This is a genomic window from Pseudonocardia sp. EV170527-09, assembly GCF_008369905.1.
Lineage (GTDB): Bacteria > Actinomycetota > Actinomycetes > Mycobacteriales > Pseudonocardiaceae > Pseudonocardia.
Window position 1 is genome coordinate 1 of record NZ_VRMC01000059.1, and the last position, 25,081, is coordinate 25,081.

Here is a 25,081-nt window from a genome sequence, read left to right on the forward strand (position 1 = left end):
GTCGGCCATCCCCGCCGGCCCCTCGGCCCGGTAGCGGTCGGACCACTTCTTGGCGGTCCGCGCGGAGACCATGAACATTGTCGCGGCCGCGGTGTGGGTCCAGCCGTGCTCGACGACGAGTTGAGCGAGCCGCAGCCGGGCGCGCGGGGTCAGAGCGGCGTTAGCGTGGGACACGAAGGCCTCCGGTGGGTGAAGCGGTTCCTAGACAGCTCCACTTCACAACCGGAGGCCTTCGTCTGTCAGCCAGACTCACCGCCCCCGGACGGGACAACCTCCCTGGACATCACACCTAGAAGGCGGGGTCGATCGGCACCGGCTGCGGGGTGAAGGGGCGGTCGCCCTCGACCAGGCGCAGTGCGCCACCGAGACCGCCGGGACCGCCGGGACCGTTGGCGTAGTCGAGCATCTTCCGCAGGTCGCTGATGCCGTTCGTGCCCGGCGCCGGGGCCAGGTTCAGGGTCGAGAGCACACCGAGGGCGCGGCCGTCGGCGGTCAGGTAGCCCGAGCCGGAGTCACCGGGCACGCCCGGCGGGACGGTGATCACGGTGTGCGTCCAGCCGCCGCCCGCGGTGCCGGCGGAGGTGCCGGTCTTGGGCCGCAGTGCACGCACGCCCTGGCGCAGCGAGGAGTTGCCGTAGCCGTAGACGACCCCGCCGGTGGCGACGCCGTCGGCCACCCCGGTCGGGCCGCCGTAGAACGGCACCGCGGGGCTCGTGCGCGCGGCGTCGTCCGGGGCGAGCTCGACCAGCGCGAAGTCGTTGAACAGGCAGGTGTCCGGGTCGGTCTCGCCCCGCTCCTGCATGCTCAGCCACGAGGAGTAGGCGAGCCGGCCCGGTGCGGTGGCGCCCTCGACCTCGACCGGGGTGCCGAGCGGCAGCGAGTCCGCCTCGCACCCGTCCACGTCGGTGGAGCTGCCGGTGCCCGCACAGTGTGCGGCCTGCCCGAGGTAGGTCGCGGACCCGTCGGTGAACACGAAGTTCGCGGTGCACTGGGCCCCCTCGGGCCCGGTGCGGGTCATGACACCCGGGTGCACGTCGATGTCCGGTGCCCCGTCCTGCGCCGACGCGGTGCCGGCGGTGGCGAGCCCGACCACGAGCGCGGCACCGGCGGCCAGTCCGGCGCGCAGGAGACGGCGGGCGGTACGGGACGGTTCCGGGAGGGCGGTCATCGGTAGGCCTCCGGTCGCTGGGGAGCGTGTATCCGGCACAACTCGCGCCACCCGTCCCGGTTACGCCCGGCAGGCCGATCGATCCGATCTTCACTCCATAGGGGCGAAGACCTTGACGGCCGATCAGCGGTACGCCATGAGACCGTTCAGTGCAGTTCGCGCAGTGCGCGCAGTTCAGTTCAGCCGGAGCTCGGCGGCGGCCTTGTCGGCGTCGGAGCGGTGCTTCAGGACGACACCGAGGGTGGCGCGGACGGCGTCGTCGTCGAGGGTGTCGAGGCCGAGCGCGAGCAGGGTCCGTCCCCAGTCGATCGTCTCGGCGACGCTCGGGGCCTTGCGCAGCTCCATCGCCCGCAGCACCCGCACGGTGCGCACCAGGGCGTCGGTGAGCTGCTCGGTCAGCTCCGGGACGCGGGTGAGAACGATCCGGCGCTCCAGGTCGGCGTCGGGGAAGTCCAGGTGCAGGAACAGGCAGCGGCGCTTGAGCGCCTCGGACAGCTCACGGGTGGAGTTCGAGGTCAGCAGCACGAACGGGCGCCGGTTCGCGGTGACGGTCCCCAGCTCGGGGATGGAGACCTGGAAGTCGGACAGGACCTCCAGCAGGAGGCCCTCCACCTCGACGTCGGCCTTGTCGATCTCGTCGATCAGCAGCACGGTCGGGTCGGTGCGCCGGATCGCGGTGAGCAGCGGGCGCGGGAGCAGGAACTCCTCGGAGAAAACGTCGTCGCGGGTGGCGTCCCAGTCCGCGCCGTCCCCGCCGCGCTGCCCGGCGGTGATCCGCAGCAGCTGCTTGGCGTGGTTCCACTCGTAGAGCGCCCGGGCCTCGTCGATGCCCTCGTAGCACTGCAGGCGCACGAGCCCGGACCCCGTCGCCGCGGCGACGGCCTTGGCCAGCTCGGTCTTCCCGACCCCGGCGGGGCCCTCGACCAACAGCGGCTTGCCGAGCCTGTCGGCGAGGAACACCGTCGTCGCGACGGCGGTCGAGGCCAGGTAGCCGGCGTCGGCGAGCCGGGCGGTCACGTCCGCCACGGAGCCGAAGACCGGGCGGTGGGCAGGGCTGTCGGACGACACGCGATCATCCTGCACGCCCGGACCGCCACGCGTCGGACGGGTGGCCCGGCTCACACCCCGGCGGCCCGCGTCGGATCGTTGTCGGGGGTCGGGTCCACCATGGGTGCCGTGACCACCGCATCGAGCACCGACCTGCGCGAGCGCGCGGAGACCGTCCTGCAGCAGCTGGCCGGGCCGCAGGCCCGGCTGCGCGAGGACCAGTGGACCGCGATCGAGGCGCTGGTCGCCCAGCACCGCCGGGCCCTGGTCGTGCAGCGCACCGGCTGGGGGAAGTCCGCGGTCTACTTCGTCGCCACCGCGCTGCTGCGTGCCCACGGCGCCGGCCCGACGGTGATCGTGTCGCCGCTGCTGGCGCTCATGCGCAACCAGATCGACGCCGCGATCCGCTCCGGGATCGTGGCGGTCACGGTGAACTCGGCGAACGCCGACGAGTGGGACGCGGTCTACGCCGACATCGCGAACGGGGACGTCGACGTGCTGCTCGTGTCCCCCGAGCGGCTCAACAACCCCGACTTCCGCGACCGGGTGCTGCCGAAGCTGGCGGCGAGCGCCGGGATGCTGGTCGTCGACGAGGCGCACTGCGTATCCGACTGGGGCCACGACTTCCGGCCGGACTACCGGCGGCTGCGCACGCTGATCGCCGAGCTGCCGTCGGGGATCCCGGTGCTGGCGACGACGGCGACGGCGAACGACCGGGTCGTCACCGACGTGTCCGAGCAGCTGGGGATGGGGCACGACCAGCAGGACACGCTGGTGCTGCGCGGGTCGCTGAACCGCGAGTCGTTGCGCCTGGCCGTGGTCCGGCTGCCGACCCCGGCGCGACGGCTGGCGTGGCTCGCGGCGAAGCTCGACGAGATGCCCGGCGCCGGCATCATCTACACCCTCACCGTCCAGGCCGCGGACGACGTGGCCGAGTTCCTGCGCGAGCGCGGGGTCGCGGTGCGCTCCTACTCCGGGCGCACCGATCCCGAGGACCGCCTGGCCGCCGAGTCCGACCTGATGGAGAACCGGGTGAAGGCCCTGGTCGCGACCTCGGCCCTGGGCATGGGCTTCGACAAGCCCGACCTCGGGTTCGTCGTGCACCTCGGGGCGCCCGCCTCGCCGGTCGCCTACTACCAGCAGATCGGCCGCGCGGGGCGCGCGCTGGACCGGGCCGAGGTGGTGCTGCTGCCCGGTCGCGAGGACCGCGACATCTGGGCCTACTTCGCGTCACTGGCGTTCCCGCCCGAGCTCCTGGTCCGCCAGACCCTCGCGGTGCTGTCGGACCGCCCCCAGTCCACCGCGTCGATCGAGACCCGTGTCGACCTGTCCCGCACCCGGCTGGAGATGCTGCTCAAGGTCCTCGACGCCGACGGTGCCGCGAAGCGGGTCAAGGGAGGCTGGATCGCCACCGGCCGGGAATGGGTCTACGACACCGAGCGCCACGAGCGCGTGAACGCCGCCCGCCGTGCCGAGCAGCAGGCGATGCTCGACTACATCGCGACGACCGAGTGCCGGCTGGTGTTCCTGCGCCGCCAGCTCGACGACCCGGACCCGACGCCGTGCGGGCGCTGCGACACCTGCACCGGCACCGTCTGGTCCGACGAGGTGTCCGCCGACGGCGAGCAGGCCGCCACCGAGCGCCTGGCCCGGCCCGGGATCGAGGTGGCACCACGGAAGATGTGGCCGTCCGGGATGAAGGACATCGGGGTCCCGCTGTCGGGGAAGATCGCCGCGGGCGAGCAGGCCGCCACCGGCCGGGCGATCGGACGGCTGTCCGACATCGGGTGGGGCACCCGGCTGCGCGAGCTCGTCACCGGCGGCGACGACCCGGTACCGGCCGACGTGCTCGACGCGCTGGTCCGGGTGCTCGCCGGGTGGGGTTGGGATCAGCGGCCGGTGGGTGTGGTCGGGATCGGCTCGCGGACCCGCCCGCACCAGCTCGACCACCTCGCCCGACGGATCGCCGAGATCGGCAGGCTGCCGCTGCTCGGCACCCTCTCCCCCGTCGGCGAGCGTCCCGCGGCGGCGGAGAACTCGGCCCGGCGGCTGGCCGCGGTGTGGGAGGGGCTCGACGCCGCCACCGTGCCGGACCTGTCCGGGATCGACGGGCCGGTGCTGCTGGTCGACGACGTCGTCGATTCGGGCTGGACGATGACCGTCGCCGCGCGGGCGCTGCGGCGGGCCGGGGCGCCGGAGGTGCTGCCGCTCGTGCTGGCCGTCGCCGGGTGAGGTCTCCCGTGGAGGACGACGCCCGCCGACCGAGCCCTACCCGGCGGTAGGCTCGGGGCATGAACCCGCCCGACTTCGCACTCAAGGCCATGAACGCGGGCCATCGGCTGCTGATCCGGCTGACCGGCGGGAAGATGGGCCACTCGGCGATGGGGATGCCCGTCGTCGAGCTGACCACCCGTGGCCGACGCTCCGGTGAGCCGCGCACGGTGCTGCTCACGGCCCCGATCCACGGCGACGGGAAGTACGTCGTCGTCGCGTCCCGGGGCGGCGACGACCGCCACCCCGCCTGGTTCCTCAACCTGCGTGCCGACCCGGACGTCGAGGTCGCCGTGCAGGGTGGGCCACGGGTGCCGATGCGCGCCCGGATCGCCGACCCGGCCGAGCGGGCGACGCTGTGGCCGCAGGTCACGGAGCGGTACCGCAACTACGCCGGCTACCAGCGCAGCACCAGCCGGGAGATCCCGCTGGTCCACCTGGAGCCGCGCGGCTGACCGGCCGCATCATCAGGGCAGATGATTCCGGGGATCCGGATCACCTTCGTGGGGTCGGCACATGCCCGATCCTACCGTGCCCGTGGAGGCCGTCCCCCCGCAGGCGGGCCCCACTGCAGCTGTCGGTCCTCGGCGGTGTGCGGACGCGTCGTGACGGCGAGGACCTGGCTCTCGGCGGGCCGCGCCCGCGCGCCCTGCTCGCCGCGCTCGTCGTCGCCGCCGGGCGTCCGGCCACCGAGGACCTGCTGATCGACGCCGTCTGGGACGGGGAGCCCGCACCGGCCGCGAAGCAGGCGCTGCACACCTACGTCGCCCGGCTGCGGGCCGTCCTGGAGCCCGGACGTACGGCCCGCGGGGCCGCGACGGTGCTGGTCCGCGGCAGCGGCGGCTACTCCCTGGCCGTGCGACCCGGGCAGGTCGACGTGTGGGCGGGGCGGGAGCTCGCCGCCCGCGGTGCCGCCGTGCTGGCCCGGCGACGTCCGCACGAGGCGGTGTCGGTGCTGGACCTGGCGCTGCGACCGGCGAGGACCTGACGCTGCTCGAGGAGCCAGCCGGTGGGCGCGGTCGTCACGGTCACCGCCACCACCTGCGACGGTGACCTCGCCCCCACCACCGGCCAGGCCGTGGGCCGCCGGGTCACCTCCGGCCAGGACTCGATCGACGTCCGCGCCACCGCGACCGAGATCCAGGGCGGTCTGGTCGACTTCGACGTCGAGCAGGTCTGAGCCGTGCGCTCACCCGGTCGGCCCACGCCGGGGGCCGCTCAGCCCCCGGCGTGGGCCGGACCCCAGCGCAGGGTCAGCCGGGTACCCGCACCGTCCACCAGCACCTCGCCCGGCCCGGCCCCGGGCGCTCCGGTGGCGCTGGTGGCACTGGTGGCGCTGTCGGTCCCGTCCCGGGGATCGGCGAGCGACGGGACGACCGCCTCGATGCGCAGGTCCGCCGCGTGCGGCCGGCCCGCGTCGACCCACCCCGCGATCAGGCCGGCCAGCCGCTCGGCGGCGAGGTCACCGTCCGGCCCGCAGGCCCGCACCGTCGCCTCCGGGGCCGCAAGCAGCACCGCGCACCCGTCGCCGGCGACCAGGCCCAGCGTCACGCGGACGCCACCGAGGTCGAACAACGCCGGCGCGGCCCCGCCCTCGTCCGGGCCGAACAACCGCACCACCCCCGGGTCGGCGATCGCGGCCCACAGCCCGAGCCCGTCCCACAGGTCCGCCACCGTGCCCGCCGCGGCGACGGGCCGGTCGGTGCCCTCGCCGGTGGTCGCGCGGGCCAGTGCCCGCGGGTCCGGGTCGTCGGCGTCGTCGGAGCCGCAGGCGGGCTGCACCCGCCACCGTCCGTCGGGCAGCGAGACCTCGGCCCCTTGGTCCGCGCCCTCCCCGCGCAGCCGGACGAACGCGCAGCTGCGCACCGAGCTCGACCGCAGCCGTCCCGGGGCGGTGTGGACGAACGCCACCGACAGCTGGCTGCCGCGGACCGTGAGCGGCAGCAGCAGCCGGCCGCCGGGCGCGAGCTGGGCGACCCACTCCGGCCGGACGCCGGTGGAGCCGACCGTCAGCTCGATGCGGTCGTAGGGCGCCCCGGGCGGGTAGCCGAGCGCCCCGTCACCCGCGACGACGTCGACGCCGTCGAACCCGGCGGTGTCCAGGTTCGCCCGGGCCCCGGCGACCAGGTCGTCGTCGATGTCGAGGGTGGTCACGGCTCCGTCCGGGCCGACCAGCTCCGCCAGCAGCGCCGCGTTCCAGCCGGCCCCCGCGCCGACCTCCAGCACCCGGTGCCCCGGCGCGGCCCCCAGCTGTTCCAGCATGATCGCGACCATCGACGGCTGGGAGACCGAGCTGACCGTCACGCCGTCGTCGACCTTGATCGGGACGGCGACGTCGGCGTAGGCCTCGCCGGGGTCGAGGGCGGGCAGGAACAGGTGGCGCGGCACCGTCTCCAGTGCCGCGCGGACCGCGGGGGTGCGCACCCGGCCGGCGCTGACCAGGGACGCGACCAGCGCGGAACGGGCGCGGTCGGCCGACATGCGGGCATTGTGCCCCTACCGCCGTCTAGAGCAGAACGAGGTCGTCCGCGTGGACGAGTTCGCGCCGCTGTTCGGGGGGCAGCTCGCGGCTCCGGCGGCCGATCATGTGCGGCAGCTCGGTCGCGTCGTAGGACACCACGCCGCGGGCGATCGGGCGGCCGTACGGGGCGCGGAGCTCGACCACGTCCCCCGCGACGAAGTCGCCGGAGACCCCGTGGACACCCGCCGCGAGCAGCGAGCGACGCCGCTTCCGGACGGCCTCGACCGCGCCGTCGTCGAGGTCGAGGGCCCCGCGGACGTCGGCGGCGTGCCGCAGCCAGAACCGGCGGGCACTCATCCGGGTCCCGGCGGCGCGGAACACGGTGCCGACCTTCGGGCCGGCGTCGGTGCAGGCCAGGGCGTCGGCGATCCGGTCGGCGGCGGTCAGCAGCACCGGGATCCCGGCCGCCGACGCCATCGCGGCCGCCTCCACCTTGGTGGCCATGCCGCCGGTGCCCAGCCCGGACCCGGGACGGGTGACGCTGACCCCGGCGAGCTCGGCCGGGTCGTCGACCTCGGTGATCAGCGAGGTGCCGGGGTCGCGCGGGTGGCCGTCGTAGAGGCCGTCGACGTCGGAGAGCAGCACGAGCGCGTCGGCGCCGACGATGTGCGCGACGAGTGCGGCGAGCCGGTCGTTGTCGCCCACCCGGATCTCGGCGGTGGCGACGGTGTCGTTCTCGTTGACCACCGGCAGCGACCCGAGCTGCAGCAGCCGCTCCAGCGTGCGCTGGGCGTTGCGGTAGTTCGAGCGGCGGATCATGTCGTCGGCGGTGAGCAGGACCTGCCCGATGCCCTGCCCGTGCCGGGCGAAGGACGCCGAGTAGGCGTGGGCCAGCAGCAGCTGCCCGACCGACGCGGCGGCCTGCTGGGTCGCGAGGTCCCGCGGCCGCCTGCGCAGCTGCAGCGGGGCGAGCCCGGCCGCGATCGCCCCCGAGGAGACGAGCACCACCTGTGTGCCGGCGGCGCGACGCCCCATCAGGGCGTCGACCAGCGCGTCGAGCCGGGCCGGGTCGAGCCCGCCGGTCAGGCTCGTCAGCGACGACGACCCGACCTTCACCACGATCCGCTTCGCAGCGCCCAGCGTGGCGCGCGTGCTCACGCCGGTCTCACTCCTCGATCTCGTGGTCCGACGAGTAGCGGGCGCCCGCGGCGAGCTCGGCGTCGGACAGGTGCGCCCGGCGCGCCACCCGGGCGCGCTTGCGCTCGGCGGCGCCGACCCGCTCGTTGCCCTCCAGCCGGATGTCGGTGCCGCGCCCGGTGAGCAGGGCGGCGACGCCGGCCGGGGTGGACGGCTCCCAGTCGAAGGTGACCTGGCCGATGGTGACCGGGCAGCCGGGGACGGCTCCGGCCTTGGCCAGCGCCTCCTCCACGCCGAGCCGGGCGAGCCGGTCGGCGAGGTAGCCGACGGCCTCGTCGTTCTCGAACGCGGTCTGGCGGATCCACCGCTCGGGGCGTTCACCGCGCACGATGAACCCGCCGTCGAGCTCCGGGTCGGGTGTGATGGTGAAGCCGGTGTCGTCGACGGCGCGCGGGCGCAGCACGATCCGGCTCGGCTCGGCCTCCGGGCGCGCGGCGCGGGCCGCGGCGACCCGCTCGGCCATCGCGAAGCTCAGCTCCCGCAGCCCGGCGCGGGACGCGGTGGAGATCGCGTACACCGGCCAGCCGAAGCGCTCGGTCAGGTCGTCGCGGACCATGTCGACCAGGTCGGCGGCGTCCGGGACGTCGATCTTGTTGAGCGCGACCAGGCGCGGCCGCTGGTCGATCCGCTCCCCCAGCGCGCTGGTGCCGAGCGCCTCGGCGTAGTGCGCCAGCTCGGTCTCCAGCGCCTCGATGTCGGACACCGGGTCGCGCTCGGTCTCGAAGGTCGCGCAGTCCACGACGTGCACCAGCACCGAGCAGCGCTCGATGTGGCGCAGGAACTCCAGGCCGAGGCCGCGGCCCTCGGCGGCGCCGGGGATGAGGCCCGGGACATCGGCGACGGTGAAGGTGTCGTCGCCGGCGCTGACCACGCCGAGCTGCGGCACGAGGGTGGTGAACGGGTAGTCGGCGATCTTCGGACGGGCTGCGGACAGCGCCGCGACCAGCGAGGACTTGCCTGCGCTGGGGAACCCGACGAGGCCGACGTCGGCGAGGCTGCGCAGCTCCAGGGTCAGTTCGACCTCGTCGCCGGGCTCGCCGAGCAGCGCGAACCCGGGGGCCTTGCGGGCGGCGGAGGCCAGCGCGGCGTTGCCGAGCCCGCCCCGTCCGCCCTCGGCGGCGACGAACCGGGTGCCGACGCCGACCAGGTCGGCGACGACCTCACCGTCGGCGTCGAGCACGACGGTGCCGTCGGGCACCCGCAGCTCCAGGTCCGGGGCGTTGGCACCCTGCTTGAACGCCCCCTGTCCCTGGGTGCCGTTCTTCGCCTCCGCGCGGGGGCGGTGGTGGTAGTCGAGCAGCGTGTGCACGCCCGCGTCGACGACGAGCACGACCGAGCCGCCCCGGCCGCCGTTGCCGCCGTCGGGGCCGCCGAGCGGCTTGAACTTCTCGCGGTGTACCGAGGCGCAGCCGTTGCCCCCGGCACCCGCGGTCGCGTGCAGCACGACGCGGTCCACGAACCGGGACATGACGGTGCTCCTGTCGGTGTCGTACCGCGGCGGGGCCGCGGTGGGTGGTGACACGACGAACGGCGGGCCCCCCGTTACCGGGGTGACCCGCCGTCGGCGTCGCTGTGCTGGCGGGTCGCTCAGACCTCGGCCGGCACGATGTTCACGGTCTTGCGGCCGCGCTTGGAACCGAACTCGACGGTCCCGGCGGCGAGGGCGAACAGCGTGTCGTCCTTACCGCGCCCGACGTTGACACCCGGGTGGGTGGCGGTGCCGCGCTGACGGATGAGGATCTCGCCGGCCTTGACCGACTGGCCGCCGAAACGCTTCACACCCAGGTACTGGGCGTTGGAGTCGCGACCGTTACGGGAGCTGGACGCACCCTTCTTGTGTGCCATGACGCGGGCTCCTTACTTGCCGATCGCGGTGACCTGGACCTTCGTCAGGGGCTGACGGTGCCCCTGACGCTTGTGGTACCCGGTCTTGTTCTTGAACTTGTGGATCCGGATCTTCGGACCCTTGGTGTGCTCGACGACGGTGGCCGTCACCGCGGAGGTGAGGCCGCTGGCGTCGGTGGTCACCTGGTCGCCGTCGACGAGCAGCACGGCGGGCAGAATGATCTCGGCGCCGGGCTCACCGTCGAGCTTCTCGACGGTGACCACGTCGTCGACGGCCACCTTGTACTGCTTGCCGCCGGTCTTGACGATCGCGTACATCGCTGACGCACGACTCCTGAACATCGGGGGCGCATCTGGTGCGCTCGGGCTGTGACAGCTCGCGCCGGTCCCGGCGCGCACACCACGGCCCCCGTGCCGAACACTGTCGTGTGCAGAGGCGTGGCTTCTGTCGGTCAAGGTTACGCGACCCCGTCGGAGTGCTCTCCGGCGGGGTCACTGTCACCCTCCGTCCTGGGGCGGACCCGCCGGGCGGGAGGCCGCCCGGCGCGAACGGCGGGTACGGGTGACGACCGCGGCGGGCTCCGGCTGCGCGGCGACGGCCGGGACGGCCGCCGTTCCCGCGTCGGCCGGTGTCGCCGTGGCGGACGGCGGAGTGGACTCCTCCGACGTCGAGGCGGTCGTGATGACCACCGCCTCACCACCGCGGACCGGGCCGGCGGAGCGGCTGGCCCGGCGGCGGCGTGGTGCGGGTGCGTCGGGCTCCGGGGCGGGGCTCGTCGCCGTCGGCTCCGGGGCCACGTCCCGGGCCGGGGCCGCGGCCTGCGGGGCACCGGTGGGCTCGGCGACCACGGGGGCCGCGGAACCGGTCAGCTCACCGCGCGGCTCGGCGACGACGGTCTCGTCGTCGGCCGGTGCGGGTGCGGGCGCGGCGTCGACGGTGGTGGCGGTGTCGGCCGTGGCCGGCACGGAGCCCCCGGTGGCTCCGGCGGCCGCGCCGTCGTCGCCCTTCGGGGTGCTGCCCGCGGCGACGGCCGCGACCGCCGCCGCGGCGTCGACGCGCCCGGTGTCGCCGGAGTCGTCCCTGGCACGGTCCCGGCCCTCGCTCCGACCGTCCGGACGGCCGGAGCCGTTGCGGTGGCCGGAGCCGTTGCGGTCGGCCTCCTGGCGCGAGGTGTCCTGGCGGCCCGGGTCCTGGCGGCCGGAGTCACCGTCGCCCGGTTCGTTCTGGCCGGAGTCCCCGTTGCCGTTGCCGCCCCGACGCCGGCGGCGGCGTCCGCCGCCCTCGGAGTCGGCGTGGCCGCCGTTCCCGGAGCCGCTGCCGTTCCCGTTGCCCGAGCCGTTCCCGTTTCCGGAGCCGTTCCCGTTCCCGGAGCCGTTGCCGTGCTGCGCACCGTTGCCGGAGCGGCCGTGCTGGTGGTCCGGCCCGGTGTCGGTCGAGACGATGACGCCCCGCCCGCGGCAGTGCTCGCACGTGGTGGAGAAGTGCTCCAGCAGCCCGCCACCGACCCGCTTGCGGGTCATCTGGACCAGCCCGAGCGAGGTCACCTCGGCGACCTGGTGACGGGTACGGTCCCGGGCGAGGCACTCGGTGAGGCGGCGCAGGACCAGGTCCCGGTTCGCCTCGAGCACCATGTCGATGAAGTCGACGACGATGATCCCGCCGATGTCGCGCAGCCGCAGCTGGCGGACGACCTCCTCGGCCGCCTCCAGGTTGTTGCGGGTGACGGTCTCCTCGAGGTTGCCGCCGGAGCCGGTGAACTTGCCGGTGTTGACGTCGACGACGGTCATCGCCTCGGTCCGGTCGATCACCAGCGTGCCGCCCGAGGGCAGCCAGACCTTGCGGTCCAGCGCCTTGAGCAGCTGCTCGTCGATCCGGTACTCGGTGAAGACGTCGGACGGGCCGGTGTGGCGGTGCATCCGGTCGGCGAGCTCGGGCGCCACGTGCTCGACGTAGCCGGACACGGTGTCCCAGGCGTCGGCGCCGGACACGATCAGCTTCGAGAAGTCCTCGTTGAACTGGTCGCGCACGACCTTGACCAGCATGTCCGGCTCCTCGTAGAGGAGCGTCGGCGCCTTGGGCGCGCCGGGGCCGGTCTTGTTCGCCTTCTCCTTGACGACCTCCCACTGCGCCTGCAGCCGGCGGACGTCGCGTTCCAGTGCCTCGTGCGAGACCCCCTCGGAGGCGGTCCGGATGATCACACCGGCGTCGGCCGGGACGATCTCCTTCAGCATCTCCTTGAGGCGCTTGCGCTCGGTGTCGGGCAGCTTGCGGGAGATCCCCGCGGCACCACCGGAGGGGACGTAGACCAGGAAGCGACCGGCGAGGGAGATCTGCGTGGTCAGCCGGGCACCCTTGTGACCGACCGGGTCCTTGGTGACCTGCACCAGGACCTGGTCGCCCGAGGAGAGCGCCTGCTCGATCTTGCGCGCCTTGCCGTTGAGGCCCGCGGCGTCCCAGTCGACCTCGCCGGCGTAGAGCACGGCGTTGCGGCCGCGCCCGATGTCGACGAACGCCGCCTCCATCGACGGCAGCACGTTCTGCACGCGGCCGAGGTAGACGTTGCCGACCATCGAGCTGCCGGAGTTGCCACCGGTGATGAAGTGCTCGACCAGGATGCCGTCCTCGAGCACGCCGATCTCGGTGCGGTCGGCGCGCTGGCGGATCACCATCTGGCGGTCGACCGACTCGCGCCGGGCCAGGAACTCCGACTCGGACAGGATCGGCGGGCGGCGACGACCCGCGTCGCGGCCGTCCCGGCGGCGCTGGCGCTTGGCCTCGAGCCGGGTGGAGCCGCGCACGCCCTGGACCTGGTCGTCGGAGGACGATCCGGAGTCCTGGCGGGACTCGCTGCGGGCCTCGCGGACCCGGGTGACGGTGTTGGGCGGGTCGTCCTCGGAACGGTCCTCGACCTCGGACCCCCCGCGACGACGACGGCGCCGCCGCCGGCGCGAGCCGCCCGAGGACTGGTCGTCGGAGTCGTCCGAGGAGTCCGAGGAGTCGGAGTCCTCGGAGCCGGACCCGGTGGACCCGGAGTCCGCCCCGGAGTCCTCGGAGCCCGGGTCCTCGGACTCGTCGGAGTCGTCGCCGTCCTCGCCGAAGTCCTCGCCGCCCTTGCCGCGGCCACGGCCACGACGGCCCCGGCGGCGACGACGGCGGTTGCCGTTCTCGTCGTCACCGTCGTCGTCGGAGTCGGGCCGGTCCTCGGCCCGCTCGTCGGCGGAGTCCCCGGCCGGCACGTCGACACGGGCCGGGTCGCCGGCGTCGCCGGTGCTGTCTGCGCTGTCTGCGCTGTCTGCGCTGTCTGCGCTGCCGGCGCTGCCGGCGCTGCCGGCACTGCCGGCACTGCCGGCGCTGCCGGCACTGCCGGCACTGCCGGCGCTGCCGGCACTGTCGGCACTGTCGGCACTGTCGGCACTGTCGGCACTGTCGGTGCCGGTCGTGCCGTCGGTCGCGGCGGCGTCGGTGGCGGCGGCATCGCGGTCCTTGCGGCGGCGGCCCTTCCGTCCCTTGCGGGGGGCGCCGTCGCCGGGGCCGTCCTCGGCCTGCTCGGCCGCGGTGTCGCGGCCCGCGGGCTCCGGGGTCGCGGCGGGAGCGGCACCCGGGGCGGCCGGGGCCTGGAACATCGGGACCGCGAAGACCGGGGCGAGCGCCGGTGCGGCCGCGCCGCGAGCCCGGGAGGAGCCGGTCGTGAACGGGTCGGCGGGGGCCGCGGCGACCTCCGGGTCGGCGCCGGTGTCGGTGTCGCTGTCTCTGTCGGTGGCGCTGCCGGCACCGAGGTCGAGTGCGGCGAGCACCTCGGTCACCACCGGGTCGGGCGCGTCGGTGACGGCCGGCTCCGGGGCCCGGTCGGCCGACACCGCGGCGGGCTCGGTGCCCGAACGCAGGACGGCGACGACCTGCTCGGCCGTCGCCCGGGTGATGCTGGACTGGACGCTGCGGACCTCCTGGCCGAGCCCGGACAGGGCGGCGAGGACGTCTCGGCTCGCGGTCCCCAGCAGCTTGGCCAGGGCGTGGACCCGCATCTTCTCCGGCAGCTCGGAGAGCCCGCCGGTGTCACCGGCGGGCGTGTCGTTCACGGACATTCAGCTCCTTCGCCCCCGGGCGCCTCGCGTCGGAGGCGGCCACGCAGGGACCTTGCGCGTACGTTCCGCAGCACGCGCGGGTTGCGCGGTGCGGCACATCTGGTGTCGCTCCCCGATCTCCGGGGATGGTGCTCGACGCCGGACCGGAGGCGGTGCGCCGTCCGGGTCAGGAAGCGTCCGGCCGGGCCCGGGTCACCGGGACCGCACCGAGCGGATCCACCAGGTCGCCCGCGTCGTCGAGCAGGCCCTGCGCCAACCGGGTGGCCGTCACCGGTACCGGTGGCGCCAGGTCTGCGACGACGGTGAGCGCGCCCAGTACGTCATCGGGTCGAACGGTCGGTGTCGTCAGCCGTACGACCGCCGTCAGTATCGCACAGTCGGTGACCGGGGACGGCGAACCCGCCGACCCGGACGGGTCACGATCGCCCTCCGGGTCGTTCACCTGCGGTTCGACGAGCAGAGTGACGACGGCCGCACGCACGTCGATCTCCTTGCGGCCGGACGGGGTCAGCCGGGTCACCACGACCGACTCCTGCGCGGTGAACGCCTCGACTGCGGCCCGCACCTCCTCGCCGGCGATGCCGCGGACCTCCAGCCGCCAGCGGGCGGCGTCGATCCGGTCGGCCAGCGCCGGCGGGACCGCGGTCGCGGCCGCGACGACGTCGAGCCCGTCGGGCAGCGCCTGGTCCATCGCCGCGCGGACCAGCTCCGGGTCGACCTCGCGGGTCAGGCCGATCTCGACGTACTCGGCCTCGCTGGCCGCACCGGTCGGGGCGGCCCCGACCCAGGACAGCCGCGGATGCGGGCTGAAGCCGTGCGAGTGCGCGACCGGGACGCCGGCCCGGCGGACGGCGCGCTCGAAGCTGCGGGCGACGTCGCGGTGCGACAGGAACCGCAGCCGGCCGCGCTTGGCGAAGCGCAGGCGGACCCGCTGCACCGTCGGGGGTGCCGGGTTCGCCGCCGCTCCTGCCTTCACGCGTGCCACGGCTCGGAGTCTAGAGACCGGGCCCGGTCCGGTCAGCCGCGGTGCGGCGGGTGCGGCCGGTCGGCGCGGACCGGGAAGGCGCCGGTGTAGCCCATACGCTCCTGTGCGGCCTCGCGGACCCGGGTCCGCACCCGGAACCAGCCGATCGTCAGCAGCACCGCCAGCACCGGGATGGAGGCGACGGTGAAGGTCCCGACCGGGTAGTCGAAGCCCATCAGCACCAGCACCCCGAGCAGGAAGACCAGGACCGCGTAGCCGGTCCACGGCGAGCCGGGCAGCCGGAACGAGGGCCGGGTGAGGATCCCGGACTCGGTCATCCGGACGAACCGGATCTGGCAGAGCACGATCGTGGCCCAGCTGGCGAGGATGCCCAGCGAGGCGATGTTCAGCACGATCTCGAAGGCCTGCTCGGGGACCACCGCGTTCAGCCCGACGCCGAGCAGGGTGATCACCGCGGTCAGGCCGATGCCGCCGTAGGGCACTCCCGACTTGTTCATCCGGCCGGTGAAGCCCGGCGCCGACCCGTTCATCGCCATCGAGCGCAGGATGCGGCCGGTCGAGTACAGCCCCGCGTTGAGGCTGGACAGCGCGGCGGTCAGGACCACCAGGTTCATCACGGTGCCGGCACCGGGCACGCCGATCGAGTCGAAGAACGTGACGAACGGGCTGACGCCCTCGCGGTAGGCGGTGTAGGGCAGGAGCAGGCCGAGCAGCACCAGCGAGCCGACGTAGAAGAGCGCGATGCGCGCGATCACGGAGTTGATCGCGCGGGGCATCACCTTCTCCGGGTTCTCGATCTCCCCCGCCGCGGTGCCGACCAGCTCGGTCGCGGCGTAGGCGAACACCACGCCCTGGGTGATGACCACCGCGGCGAGCAGGCCGTTGGGCAGCAGACCGCCGTTGTCGGTGATCACCGAGATGCCGGTCTCGGCGCCGCGGATCGGGAACCGTCCCGCGAGGAACACCGTGCCCACCACCAGGAAGGCCACCAGCGCGATCACCTTGACCAGCGCGAACCAGAACTCCAGCTCACCGAACAGCTTCACCGAGACCAGGTTCGCCGCCAGCACCACGACCAGGGCGATCAGGGCGATCAGCCACTGCGGGGCGTCGGAGAAGGCGCCCCAGAACTTCATGTAGAGCGCGATCGCCGTCACGTCGACGATGGAGGTGAAGGCCCAGTTGAGGAAGTACAGCCAGCCGGCCACGTAGGCCGCCTTCTCGCCGTAGAACTCGCGGGCGTAGGAGACGAACGACCCCGACGACGGCCGGTGCAGCACGAGCTCACCGAGCGCCCGCAGGATCAGGAACACGAACACGCCGCAGACCGCGTAGACCAGCGCCAGCGCGGGGCCCGCCGAGGCGAGCCGGCCGCCCGCACCGAGGAACAGCCCGGTTCCGATCGCACCTCCGATGGCGATCATCTGGAGCTGCCGTTTCCCCAGACCCTTGTGATAGCCCTCCTCCTCGTGGGAGAAGTCCGGGCGGTTGCTGCCCGCCGGGTCGTGCGTCGTCGCCATGTGGTCCCCCCACGCCGGATCCGGACGCCGTCGCGCCCGGTGCGGCCAGACCCTAGTTCGACGTTCCCCGTGAGATCACGTGCCCCTGTGACCGTCGCGTATCCGATCCGGACACCGCGGGACGGAGCCGACCGGACGGACGCGAACGCCGGGTTGGCCCCCTCAGTCGCCCAGGACCAGCAGGGTGTCGCCGGCCGGCCGGAACCCGGCACGCCGGTAGAACGCGGCGCTGCCCGCGGTCGGGGCCAGCATCAGCCGCCGGTACCCACGGGCCCTGGCGTGGGCGACGACCGCGGCGAGCAGCGCCCGCGGCACGCCGGCCTCGGTGAACGCGGCCAGGACGAAGGCGTTGCCGACCTGCCCGCTGCGCGTGCCGCGGCCCCCGGGGCGGGGCATCTGCACGGTCTCCAGCACGTTGATCGACCCGACCGGTGTCCAGCCGGCGCGGTCGCTGCCCGCCTCGGCCACCCAGAACGCACGCCGCGGCTGCTCGACCCGCCACCAGGCGGCGAAGGACTCGGCGAACGAGGGGTCCTCGACCGGCCGCCCGGCACGCTCCTCCAGCCAGAGCCGACGCAGCCGGCCGAGCGCGGCGACGTCGCGCTCGTCGGCGACCCGGACCCGCAGGCGTCGGCCGCCGTACTCCCAGGACGACCCGTCGGCGCCGGCGAGGGCCGGGTCCGGGATCGAGGACAAGCCGTTCTCAGTCACCCGGGCGTGCGTCCCCGAGCGACCCCGCGGCCGAGGCCGTCGGGTTGACCACGGTCAGCGGCAGCAGGGTGGTCCCGCTGGGGCCGACCTCGATGTCGGTGCCGGTGGACGGGCACACGCCGCAGTCGAAGCACGGCGTCCACCGGCAGTCGTCCTGCTCGCGGCCGGCCAGCGCGTCCTGCCAGTCCTCCCACAGCCAGTCCCGCTCCAGGCCGGAGTCGAGGTGGTCCCAGGGCAGGATCTCGTCGGCGCCGCGCGCGCGGACGGTGTACCAGTCCAGCGACACACCCTGCGGCTCCAGCGCCTCGGCGGCGGAGTCGACCCAGCGGCGGTAGGAGAAGTGCTCGGACCAGCCGTCGAACCGGCCGCCGTCGCGCCAGACCTTCTCGATGACGGCGCCGACCCGGCGGTCGCCGCGGGCGAGCAGTCCCTCGATCAGCGAGGGCTCGCCGTCGTGGTAGCGCATGCCGATGTTGCGTCCGATCCGCCGGTCGGAGTTGACGGCCTCGCGCAGCTTGCGCAGCCGGGCGTCGACGACCTCCGGGGCGCACTGGGCGGCCCACTGGAACGGGGTGTGCGGCTTGGGCACGAACCCGCCGATGGAGATGGTGCAGCGGACGTCGTTGCGCCCGGACGCCTCGCGGCCCGCCTTGATCACGCGGTACGCCATGCCCGCGATCTCCAGGACGTCCTCGTCGGTCTCGGTGGGCAGCCCGCACATGAAGTACAGCTTCACCTGCCGCCAGCCCTGGGAGAACGCCTCGGCGCAGGTCCGGATCAGGTCGTCCTCGGAGACCATCTTGTTGATCACGCGGCGGATCCGCTCGGAGCCGCCCTCGGGGGCGAACGTCAGCCCGGAGCGGCGGCCGTTGCGGGAGATCTCGTTCGCCAGGTCGATGTTGAACGCGTCGACCCGGGTGCTCGGCAGCGACAGCGAGGTGTTGGTGCCCTCGTAGCGGTCGGCGAGGCCCTTGGTGATCTCGGCGATCTCGGAGTGGTCGGCGCTCGACAGCGACAGCAGACCGACCTCGTCGAAGCCCGAGGCCCGCACGGCGGCGTCGACCATCTCCCCGACGCCCTGCAGCGACCGCTCCCGCACCGGGCGGGTGATCATCCCGGCCTGGCAGAACCGGCAGCCGCGGGTGCAGCCGCGGAAGATCTCGACACTGGCCCGCTCGTGGACGGTTTCGGCCAGCGGGACCAGCGGCTTCTTCGGGTACGGCCACTCGTCGAGCTCGATGGTGGTGCGCTTCTGGACCGTCGCGGGGACCCGCTCGTCGACCGGGGTGACCGCAGCGATGTGGCCGTCCTCGGCGTAGGTCACGTCGTAGAGGGAGGGCACGTAGCAGCCCGGCGTCGACGACAGCCGCAGCAGCAGCTCCCGGCGCCCGCCCGGGCGCCCCTGCGCCTTCCAGTCGCGCACGACGTCGGTGATGTCGCCGACGACCTCCTCGCCGTCACCGAGCGCGGCGACGTCGACGAAGTCCGCGACCGGCTCCGGGTTGAACGCCGCGTGCCCGCCGGCGACGACGACCGGGTGGGTCTCGTCGCGGTCGCGGGCGTGCAGCGGGATCGCCGCCAGGTCGAGCGTGGTGAGCAGGTTGGTGTAGCCGAGCTCGGTGGAGAAGGAGACGCCGAGGACGTCGAAGTCACCGACCGCGTGGTGGGCGTCGACGGTGAACGACGGCACCCCCGACTCGCGCATCAGGGCCTCGAGATCGGGCCAGACCGCGTAGCAGCGCTCGGCCAGCGCGTCGGCACGCTCGTTGAGGACCTCGTACAGGATCTGGACGCCCTGGTTGGGCAGGCCGACCTCGTAGGCGTCCGGATAGAGCAGTGCCCAGCGGACGGCCGCGGAGTCCCACGGCTTGACCTGCGAGTTCCCCTCACCGCCGACGTACTGCACCGGCTTGGCGACGCGGGGCAGGATCGGCTCCAGGGCGGGGAAGACGGAGGTGGGTGCCACGCTGCACCAGGGTAGCCACCTCCGTTCGGGACGAACCGGCGGGTCGTGTCCGACCGGACGCGGACCGTCGGCCGCCCGCACACCGGCTGAGGCGCGGGTCACGGCGGCCCACGGGGCGGGAGACTTACGCTCGCCTCCCGACCTTGCTCCCACGTGTGTCGTCCCCGAGCTCCCAGGAGACCCCCGTGTCCGTGACCGACGCCGAGCTGCACGCCCGGTTCCGCCCGCTGTTCGACCGGATCGCCGCCGGTGCGGTCGAACGCGAGCTGAACCGGCGCCTGCCCGTGGCGGAGATCGCCGCCCTGCGCGACGCCGGGTTCGGCGCCGTCCGGCTGCCGGTGGAGGCCGGCGGCGCGGGCGCCTCGCTGCGCCAGCTGTTCGGGCTGCTCGTCGAGCTGGGTGCGGCGGACTCGAACATCCCGCAGGCCCTGCGGACCCACCTCCTGTTCGCTGAGCTGTGGTCGGCCGGCGCCGCGGACGACCCGGTGCTGCGCGGGCGGGTGGAGCAGATCGCGGCCGGGCGGCTGGTCGGCAACGCCATCTCCGAGCGTGGCGGGGTGGTGCGCAACTCCGCCACCACGGTGCTCCGCCGCGACGGGGACAGGCTCCTGCTCGACGGCGAGAAGTTCTACTGCACCGGGACGCTCTACGCCGACCTGGTCGACGTGGTCGCCCTCGACGAGAACGGCGAGCGGGTGACCGTACTGGTCGAGACGACCGCCCCCGGTGTCGAGCGGGTCGACGACTGGCGCGGCTTCGGGCAGAAGCTCACGGCCAGCGGCACCACCCGGTTCACCGCGGTGGAGGTCGACCCGGCCCAGGTGCGGCCCGCGCCGACCGACGTGCACCAGCCGGTCCGGCAGGCGTTCCTGCAGCTCGTCCAGCTCGCGGCGCTGGCCGGGATCGCCCGGCGCGCCGCCGACGACGCCGCCGACTACGTGCGCGACCGGCGTCGCAACTGGCCCTACGGCAACGCCGACCTGCCCAAGGACGACCCGCTGGTGCAGCAGGTCGTCGGCAGGGTCGACGCGGCCGCGTTCACCGTCGCCGCCGTGGTCGACGCCGCGGCGGCCTCGTTGGAGCGGGCACTCACCGATCCCGGACACGGCCCGACGGCCGAGCTCGACGTGTACCGGGCCCAGTCGACCGTGCCCCAGCTGGTCCTGGACGCGACCTCGGAGCTGTTCGAGGTGGGCGGCGCCTCCACGGTCGACGTCGACCGGGCGCTGGACCGGCACTGGCGCAACGCCCGCACCCTCGCGGTGCACAACCCGATCGTCTACAAGCAGCAGGTGATCGGGGACTCGGTGCTGAACGGGACGGTGCCGGTGCTGTCGCTGTCCTCGGGTGTCGCGGGCTGAGCGGGGCTCAGCGGCCGGCGCGGGTGGTGAGGGCGGCGCGCGTGGCGTCGTCCGCGGGCAGGAAGGTCTCCAGGGCCAGCTCGGCGAGGGTGACGTCGTGCGGTGCGCCGAAGGTCGAGATCACCGAGTGGGGTGCCGAGCCCCCGGTGGTCGGGTTCGACGTCGTCGTGACCGACGGCGACGGCCGGATCGCGCAGGTGCACGGCTTCCTCGACGTCGTCCCGGACCTGTAGGGCGGCCCTGCGCCCACGACGGCGGCGGGCCGGGATCCGGCCCGCCGCCGCGGGACGAGCAGCGCGGCCGCGGTCAGCGCTTCCCGTTCGGCAGGGCCAGCCGGTTGATCGTGCCGAGCACCTGCATGTACTGCTTCCACAGCGGCCCGGTCGTGTACTCCAGCCCGTACTCCCGGCACAGCTCCCGGACCTCGGGGGCGATCTCGGCGTAGCGGTTGCTGGGCAGGTCGGGGAACAGGTGGTGCTCGATCTGGAAGCTGAGCTGACCGGTCATCAGGTGGAAGAACCGGCCGCCGTCGAGGTTGGCCGAGCCCAGCAGCTGGCGGACGTACCACTCGCCGCGGCTCTCGTCCTCGAGCTGCTCCTCGGTGAACTGCACCGCGCCGGTCAGGGAAGTGCCCGCAGAAGATCACCGCGTGCGACCACACGTTGCGCACCAGGTTCGCGGTCACGTTGCCCGCGAGCACCGGCAGGAAGAACGGCCCGGCCAGCGCCGGGAACGCGACGTAGTCCTTCAGGATCTGGCGCCCGGTCTTGCGGCCGATCGACTTGACCTGCTCCCACACCCGGCTCAGCGGCTTCTGCCCCGCCACGACCTTCTCGACCTCGAGGTCGTGCAGGGCGACGCCGTACTCGAAGAACAGGCTCAGCAGGAAGTTGTAGAGCGGGTTCCCGAGGTAGTACGGCGTCCACCGCTGCTCCTCGGACAGGCGCAGGATCCCGTAGCCCACGTCGCGGTCCTTGCCGACGACGTTGGTGTAGGTGTGGTGCATGTAGTTGTGCGAGTGCTTCCACTCCGCCGAGGACGAGACGTTGTCCCACTCCCAGGTCGACGAGTGGATCTTCGGGTCACGCATCCAGTCCCACTGGCCGTGCATGACGTTGTGCCCGATCTCCATGTTCTCGAGGATCTTCGCGATCGAGAGCATGGCGGTGCCGGCGATCCAGGCCGGCGGCAGGACCCCGGCGAACAGCAGCGCACGGCCGCCGATCTCCAGCGCCCGCTGCTTGCGGATGACGTCACGGATGTACTCGGCGTCGGACGCGCCGCGCTCGGCGAGGACACGGTCGCGGATGGCGTCGAGCCGTCGGCCGAGCTCCTCGATCTGCTCGGCGGTCAGCTCGGTCGTGGCCTGCACGTCCTCGCGACGCGATGAGGGAACGAGCTCCAGCACCGGGCGCTGCGGGTGCTGCTCGCGGCCGGTCTCCTCCGGGCCGGGCTCGATGTGCGCGGGGTTCTCCAGGACGGCGGTCATGAGGACCTCCTTCGGTCGGAGCGGAAGATCAGGGCGGAAGGATCAGGGGAGATCGATGCGGGCGGGCCCGCACGCGGAGTTGATGCAGGTCTGGACGAGGTCGCCGGGCTCGCCGTGCGCCTCGCCGGTGCGCAGGTCGCGCACCTTGCCCTCGCGCAGCGGCAGCACGCACCCGAAGCAGATGCCCATCCGGCAGCCGCTGGGCATGAGCCTCCCGGCCGCCTCCCCGGCCTCGAGGAGGCTCTGCCCCGGCTCGACGACGATGTCGCCGCCGCCGAGGTCGACGGTGCCGCCGGTGCCCTCGGTGGCCCGGGCGGGCGGGGTGAAGCGCTCGGCCACGACGCCGTCCCAGGCGCTTTCCAGGGCGTCGAGCAGGCCGTCGGGGCCGCAGGCGTACACGGTCCGGTCTGCCCGGTCGGCGACGACGGTGTCGATCGTCGCGGGGTCGAGCCGCCCGGAGACGGCGCTGTGGCGCAGCACGACCCGCAGCGACGGGTGCCGCGCGGCCAGCCCGGCCAGCTCGGCACGGAAGATCGTGTCCTCCGGCGTGCGGGCACCGTGCACCAGCACGACGTCGGGCATCGTCCCGGCGCGGTCGAGCGTGCGGAGCATGCCCATCACCGGCGTGATGCCGCTGCCCGCCGTGACGAACAGCAGCTTCTCCGGGAGCGGGTCGGGCAGGGTGAACTCGCCGGCTGCCTGCTCCAGCTCGACGATCGTGCCGATCGGCAGGTCGCGGACCAGGGTGGGCGACACGGCGCCGCCGTCGACCTCCTGCACGGTGACCGTGAGGTGCTCGGCGCCCTCCGGGGAGGTGAGCGAGTAGCTTCGGGTGAACCGGACACCGTCGACGTCGACGCCGATGCCGACGTACTGACCGGCGCGGTGCCCGGCCCAGGCCCATCCGGGTTCGATGGTCACCGAGACGGCCCGCCCGGTCTCGCGGCGACGGGCGACGACCCGGCCGCGCAGCGACGTCGTCGACCAGAGCGGGTCGACCAGGGTCAGGAAGTCCTCGGGCAGCAGCGGAGTCGTGAGAGCGCTCGCGGCGGCCAGCAGGCCCCGGCCCCGCGAGGTCGTGCCAGGAGCGGATCAGAACATGACATGAACTCTGCACCATCTGATGTCACATAGCAACCGCCCCCCTTCTATTCCCGTGTCACATGCTCGCCTGTTAATCTCCGTGTCATGGTCGAGGAGCCAGAGACGGCGGACTGGCGCACGATCGACGAGCTGGCGCGGTCCAGCGGTGTCACGGTGCGCAACATCCGCGCCTACCAGTCCCGGGGGCTGCTGCCTCCGCCGCAGGTCAAGGCCCGGACGGGCTACTACGGCCCCGGTCACGCGGCACGTCTGGAGCTGATCCAGGACCTGCAGGACGAGGGCGTCAAGCTCGACACGATCAAGAAGCTGCTCGACACCACCGGCGGCTCCACCGAGCAGGTGGTGCAGTTCATCCGGACCGTGCGTGCGCTGTTCGCGCCCGAGGACCGGCAGATCGTGCAGCTCGCCGAGCTCGCCGAGCGGTACGAGAGCACCGACGTCGCCGTCGCGAAGCGCGGGGTCAAGATGGGCCTGCTGCGCGAGCTGGGCGACGACACCTACGAGGAGATCAGCCCGCGGCTGATGAACGCCGCGGCCGAGCTGACCGGGCTCGGCATCCCGATCACCCGCTCACTCGACGTCGTGGAGCAGCTGCGCAAGCACGCCGACGCCGTCGCGAAGCTCTACGTCGACCTGTTCCTCGGCGAGATCTGGCAGCCCTTCGACGCCGAGGGTCGCCCGGACGACCAGTGGCCGCGCGTCTACGAGACGATCGAGCGGATGCGCCGCATCTCCGGCGAGGTGATGATCGCCGTGCTGGAGCTGGCGGTGGCCGAGCGGGTCGACGTCACCTTCGGCCGCGACATCGTGCGCAACGTGAAGACCACGAGCGCCGGGCCGACGACGGCGACGTCCGAGGACACCGGCGGGACGGGCGACTCCTGAGGACCGGCGGGACCGGCCGGTGACCACGCGGCGCCCGGAGCGCCCGGAGCGCCCCGGGCGCCCGGGGCTCAGGACAGCAGGCCCGCGGCCCGCAGCGCGGCGCGGACGTCCTCGTGGTGCCACTCGTCCAGCGGCACCAGCGGCAGCCGGATCCCGCCGGGGATGAGCCCCAGCTCGGCCAGCGCCCACTTCACCGGGATGGGGTTCGGCTCGGAGAACAGCGCCGCGTGCAGACCCGCGAGATCGGCGTCGAGCGCGGAGGCGGTCTCGGCGTCCCCGGCGACGGCGGCCTTGCACATGCGGGCCATCGTCTCCGGGGCGACGTTCGCGGTGACCGAGATGTCGCCGTGGAACCCGGCGAGCATCGACGCGCGGGCGGTGCCGTCGTCACCGGAGTACAGCGCGAAGTCCTCCAGGCCCAGCGCGACGAGCTCACGGACCCGGTCCAGGTCGCCCTTGGCCTCCTTGAGGCCGACGATGTTCGGGATCTCCGCCAACCGGGCCACCGTCGAGGGCAGCATGTCGCAGGCCGTGCGGCCCGGGACGTTGTAGAGGTACTGCGGGATGTCGACGGTCTCGGCCACCCGCTTGAAGTGCTGGTAGAGGCCCTCCTGCGGAGGCTTGTTGTAGTACGGCGTCACCAGCAGCGCCCCGTCGGCGCCCGCCGCCCGCGCGGCGCGGGTCAGGTGGATGGCCTCGTCGGTGGAGTTCGCGCCGGTGCCGGCGATGACCGGGACGCGGCCGTTCGCGACCTCGATGGTGCGCCGCATGACCTCGGTGTGCTCGAGCACCGACAGCGTCGACGACTCACCGGTCGTGCCGACCGAGACGATCGCGGCGGTGCCCGCGTCGATCTGCCGCTCGACGAGCTCGCCGAGGGCCGTGTGGTCGACCTCGCCGCTGTCGTGCATCGGGGTCACGATCGCGACGATGCTTCCGGTGATCAAGACGGGCCTCCCTGGTACCACTGCTCCTGCCGGTGCGACCG

22 protein-coding genes and 1 pseudogene are annotated in these 25,081 nt (G+C 73.7%); 7 read left to right on the plus strand and 16 right to left on the minus strand.

From position 1 onward, the window contains the following. The 3 genes from FVA95_RS18240 to FVA95_RS18250 all read right to left on the minus strand — a co-directional run. Positions 1 to 174 (minus strand): leucine zipper domain-containing protein (locus FVA95_RS18240; RefSeq protein WP_149662471.1); only part of this gene is annotated, 174 nt, incomplete at its 3' end. A gap of 115 nt (positions 175 to 289) precedes the next feature. Beyond that, entirely contained in the window at positions 290 to 1,168 is an 879-nt protein-coding gene (locus FVA95_RS18245) for a serine protease (RefSeq protein ID WP_193564376.1), read from the minus strand. 174 nt (positions 1,169 to 1,342) lie between these two features. Beyond that, positions 1,343 to 2,236 (minus strand): MoxR family ATPase, encoded by an 894-nt coding sequence (locus FVA95_RS18250; protein ID WP_149665280.1) that lies wholly within the window; start codon positions 2,234 to 2,236, stop codon positions 1,343 to 1,345. A gap of 99 nt (positions 2,237 to 2,335) precedes the next feature. Between FVA95_RS18250 and FVA95_RS18255 the strand changes: the two genes are divergently transcribed. From FVA95_RS18255 to FVA95_RS30885, 4 genes are all read left to right on the plus strand, one after another. After that, complete coding sequence (locus tag FVA95_RS18255) at positions 2,336 to 4,447, plus strand: ATP-dependent DNA helicase RecQ (protein ID WP_149665281.1); 2,112 nt, start codon at positions 2,336 to 2,338, stop codon at positions 4,445 to 4,447. A 59-nt stretch (positions 4,448 to 4,506) separates the two neighbouring features. Beyond that, positions 4,507 to 4,941 (plus strand): nitroreductase/quinone reductase family protein, encoded by a 435-nt coding sequence (locus tag FVA95_RS18260; protein ID WP_149665282.1) that lies wholly within the window; start codon positions 4,507 to 4,509, stop codon positions 4,939 to 4,941. Positions 4,942 to 5,078: 137 nt separating this feature from the next. Then, a complete protein-coding gene (locus tag FVA95_RS30880) occupies positions 5,079 to 5,474 on the plus strand; it encodes a helix-turn-helix domain-containing protein (RefSeq protein ID WP_161992349.1) in 396 nt (131 codons plus the stop codon). Between the two features lie 21 nt (positions 5,475 to 5,495). After that, a complete protein-coding gene (locus tag FVA95_RS30885; RefSeq protein ID WP_161992350.1) occupies positions 5,496 to 5,666 on the plus strand; it encodes a hypothetical protein in 171 nt (56 codons plus the stop codon). A gap of 38 nt (positions 5,667 to 5,704) precedes the next feature. Here the strand turns inward: FVA95_RS30885 and FVA95_RS18270 are convergent, their stop codons facing one another. The 10 genes from FVA95_RS18270 to FVA95_RS18315 form a co-directional block, all read right to left on the minus strand. Next, positions 5,705 to 6,967, minus strand: coding sequence for a methyltransferase domain-containing protein (locus tag FVA95_RS18270; RefSeq protein ID WP_149665284.1), 1,263 nt, complete (start codon positions 6,965 to 6,967; stop codon positions 5,705 to 5,707). 25 nt (positions 6,968 to 6,992) lie between these two features. Next, a complete protein-coding gene (gene proB, locus FVA95_RS18275) occupies positions 6,993 to 8,105 on the minus strand; it encodes a glutamate 5-kinase (RefSeq protein ID WP_149665285.1) in 1,113 nt (370 codons plus the stop codon). A gap of 7 nt (positions 8,106 to 8,112) precedes the next feature. Beyond that, positions 8,113 to 9,612: a GTPase ObgE gene (obgE, locus tag FVA95_RS18280; RefSeq protein ID WP_075311309.1), complete on the minus strand. Its 1,500-nt coding sequence runs from the start codon at positions 9,610 to 9,612 to the stop codon at positions 8,113 to 8,115. Between the two features lie 119 nt (positions 9,613 to 9,731). Beyond that, the gene (rpmA, locus tag FVA95_RS18285; RefSeq protein ID WP_020624745.1) at positions 9,732 to 9,989 is read right to left on the minus strand and encodes a 50S ribosomal protein L27; all 258 of its coding nucleotides are present in this window, start codon (positions 9,987 to 9,989) and stop codon (positions 9,732 to 9,734) included. 12 nt (positions 9,990 to 10,001) lie between these two features. Continuing rightward, positions 10,002 to 10,307: a 50S ribosomal protein L21 gene (rplU, locus tag FVA95_RS18290; RefSeq protein WP_020624746.1), complete on the minus strand. Its 306-nt coding sequence runs from the start codon at positions 10,305 to 10,307 to the stop codon at positions 10,002 to 10,004. Positions 10,308 to 10,487: 180 nt separating this feature from the next. Then, positions 10,488 to 14,066 (minus strand): translation initiation factor IF-2 N-terminal domain-containing protein, encoded by a 3,579-nt coding sequence (locus FVA95_RS18295; RefSeq protein ID WP_240051572.1) that lies wholly within the window; start codon positions 14,064 to 14,066, stop codon positions 10,488 to 10,490. Positions 14,067 to 14,238: 172 nt separating this feature from the next. Then, positions 14,239 to 15,048 carry a TIGR03936 family radical SAM-associated protein gene (locus tag FVA95_RS18300; RefSeq protein WP_193564378.1) on the minus strand — a complete coding sequence of 270 codons (810 nt, stop codon included), beginning with the start codon at positions 15,046 to 15,048 and terminating at the stop codon, positions 14,239 to 14,241. A 41-nt stretch (positions 15,049 to 15,089) separates the two neighbouring features. Further along, positions 15,090 to 16,577: an amino acid permease gene (locus FVA95_RS18305; RefSeq protein ID WP_149665286.1), complete on the minus strand. Its 1,488-nt coding sequence runs from the start codon at positions 16,575 to 16,577 to the stop codon at positions 15,090 to 15,092. Positions 16,578 to 16,739: 162 nt separating this feature from the next. Further along, entirely contained in the window at positions 16,740 to 17,288 is a 549-nt protein-coding gene (locus FVA95_RS18310; protein WP_060712773.1) for a GNAT family N-acetyltransferase, read from the minus strand. Beyond that, a complete protein-coding gene (locus FVA95_RS18315; RefSeq protein WP_149665287.1) occupies positions 17,281 to 19,254 on the minus strand; it encodes a TIGR03960 family B12-binding radical SAM protein in 1,974 nt (657 codons plus the stop codon). The genes FVA95_RS18310 and FVA95_RS18315 overlap by 8 nt, the downstream gene beginning before the upstream one ends. 185 nt (positions 19,255 to 19,439) lie before the next feature. Here FVA95_RS18315 and FVA95_RS18320 point away from each other — a divergent pair, with 185 nt between their 5' ends. Both FVA95_RS18320 and FVA95_RS33940 read left to right on the plus strand, forming a co-directional pair. Further along, positions 19,440 to 20,615 carry an acyl-CoA dehydrogenase family protein gene (locus tag FVA95_RS18320; RefSeq protein ID WP_240051573.1) on the plus strand — a complete coding sequence of 392 codons (1,176 nt, stop codon included), beginning with the start codon at positions 19,440 to 19,442 and terminating at the stop codon, positions 20,613 to 20,615. A 41-nt stretch (positions 20,616 to 20,656) separates the two neighbouring features. Further along, positions 20,657 to 20,848, plus strand: coding sequence for a hypothetical protein (locus tag FVA95_RS33940; RefSeq protein ID WP_161992351.1), 192 nt, complete (start codon positions 20,657 to 20,659; stop codon positions 20,846 to 20,848). Between the two features lie 73 nt (positions 20,849 to 20,921). Here FVA95_RS33940 and FVA95_RS18330 read toward each other — a convergent pair. After that, positions 20,922 to 22,104: pseudogene (locus FVA95_RS18330) on the minus strand (fatty acid desaturase). Positions 22,105 to 22,146: 42 nt separating this feature from the next. Further along, complete coding sequence (locus FVA95_RS18335; protein WP_240051574.1) at positions 22,147 to 23,025, minus strand: ferredoxin reductase; 879 nt, start codon at positions 23,023 to 23,025, stop codon at positions 22,147 to 22,149. Positions 23,026 to 23,292: 267 nt separating this feature from the next. Here FVA95_RS18335 and FVA95_RS18340 point away from each other — a divergent pair, with 267 nt between their 5' ends. Next, positions 23,293 to 24,093 (plus strand): MerR family transcriptional regulator, encoded by an 801-nt coding sequence (locus FVA95_RS18340; protein ID WP_149665290.1) that lies wholly within the window; start codon positions 23,293 to 23,295, stop codon positions 24,091 to 24,093. A gap of 68 nt (positions 24,094 to 24,161) precedes the next feature. Here FVA95_RS18340 and dapA read toward each other — a convergent pair whose 3' ends face one another. Continuing rightward, entirely contained in the window at positions 24,162 to 25,040 is an 879-nt protein-coding gene (dapA, locus tag FVA95_RS18345; RefSeq protein ID WP_149665291.1) for a 4-hydroxy-tetrahydrodipicolinate synthase, read from the minus strand. Between the last annotated feature and the right edge of the window lie 41 nt (positions 25,041 to 25,081).